The sequence below is a fragment of the Streptomyces sp. ATexAB-D23 genome, assembly GCF_000373645.1.
Lineage (GTDB): Bacteria > Actinomycetota > Actinomycetes > Streptomycetales > Streptomycetaceae > Streptomyces > Streptomyces castrisilvae.
In genome coordinates, this window is the sequence record NZ_KB892076.1 from 1 (window position 1) to 1,826 (window position 1,826).

The 1,826-nt window shown below is 72.7% G+C and carries 1 protein-coding gene; it reads right to left on the bottom strand.

The annotated features are described in order from the left end of the window. Positions 1–1,826, bottom strand: a 1,826-nt coding sequence (locus tag B082_RS0132715) for a type I polyketide synthase (RefSeq protein WP_018555998.1), incomplete at both ends; no start/stop codon positions are given.

A 1,826-nucleotide genomic window follows, 5' to 3' on the forward strand; every position in this document is an offset into this window, starting at 1 on the left:
CCCGCCGCCATACCCACCCACTGCGAACCCTGACCCGGGAACACGAACACGGTCTTGCCCCCCGCGACCTCACCGGTCACGGCGCCGGCGGACTGGTCGCCGGCGGCCAGTTCGCGTACCGACCGGAGCAGTTCCTCGCGGTCCTTGCCGACGGCGACCGCCCGGTGCGCGAAGGGCGTACGAGTGGCCACCAGTGCGGCACCCACCTCGGATGCCGCCGCGTCCGGGTGGCTGTCGGCGAACGCCGCGAGCCGCGCGGCCTGCTCTCGCAGAGCGGCCGGGCTCTTCGCCGCGATCACCCACGGCGCGAGCCCTTCGGCCAGGGGCACGTCGGGCTCGTCCGCCGCCGCCGGAACCCCGGGAGCCTGTTCCAGGATCACGTGGGCGTTCGTACCGCTGAAACCGAAGGACGAGACGGCAGCGCGGCGCGGGCGGTCCAGCTCGGGCCACGGCTGTTCCCGGGTCAGCAGCGCGACCGGGCCGGCCTCCCAGTCAACGTGCGGGGTCGGTTCGTCCACGTGCAGCGTGCGGGGCAGCACCCCGTGCCGCATGGCCTGCACCATCTTGATGACGCCGGCGACACCGGCAGCGGCCAAGGTGTGCCCGATGTTGGACTTCAACGAGCCGAGCCACAGCGGCTGTTCGGGAGTGCGCTCCTGCCCGTACGTGGCGATCAGGGCCTGCGCCTCGATGGGGTCGCCGAGCTTAGTGCCCGTACCGTGCGCGTCCACGACGTCGACGTCCGCGCCGGTCAGGCCCGCGTCAGCGAGGGCCTGCCGGATCACCCGCTGCTGCGAGGGGCCGCTCGGAGCGGTCAGACCGTTGCTGGCACCGTCCTGGTTCGTGGCCGAACCCCGGAGGACGGCCAGCACCTGATGCCCGTTGGCCTGTGCGTCGGAAAGCCGCTCCAGCAGGACCAGGCCCACACCCTCGCCCCATCCGGTGCCGTCGGCCGTGGAGGAGAACGCCTTGCAGCGGCCGTCGGGCGACAGGGCGCGTTGCCGCGAGAACTCCACGAACATCCCCGGCGACGACATCACCGTCACACCACCCGCCAGAGCGAGCGAGCACTCACCCCGCTGCAGCGCCTGCGCCGCCAGATGCAAAGCCACCAGGGAGGAGGAACAGGCCGTGTCCACGGTCAGCGCCGGGCCCTCCAGGCCGAGGGTGTAAGAGACCCGGCCGGAGGCGACGCTGGTGGTGGTGCCGGTGGAGACGTACCCCTCCAGGCCGTCGGGGAGCCGGTCCAGCCGGGTCACGTAGTCGCCCGTGATGACGCCCGCGAAGACTCCGGTGTCGCTGCCGCGCAGTCGGTCCGGGTCGATCCCGGCGCGTTCGAGCGTCTCCCAGGCCGTCTCCAGCAGCAGGCGCTGCTGCGGGTCCATGGCGAGCGCCTCACGCGGGTTGATGCCGAAGAAGTCGGCGTCGAAGGTGTCGGCGTCACGCAGGAAGGCGCCCTGCCGGGTGTACGAGGTGCCGGTGGCTTCCGGGTCGGGGTCGTAGAGGCCGTCGAGGTCCCAGCCGCGGTCCTCCGGGAAGCCGCCGACGGTGTCCACGCCGCCCTTCACGAGCTGCCAGAGTTCTTCCGGTGTGGTGATCCCGCCGGGGAAGCGGCAGCCCATGGAGACGATGGCGATGGCGTCGTCGGCACCGGCACCCGCTGTGACCGTGGCGGCGGGTGCCGGGGTCGCGGCCTGCGTACCGAGCAGCGTGTCGCGCAGATGGGTGGCGAGCGCGCCGGGGGTGGGGTGGTCGAAGATCAGGGTCGGGGTGAGGCGTTGGCCGGTGGCGGCGCCGAGCCGGTTGCGCAGCTCGACGGCGGACAG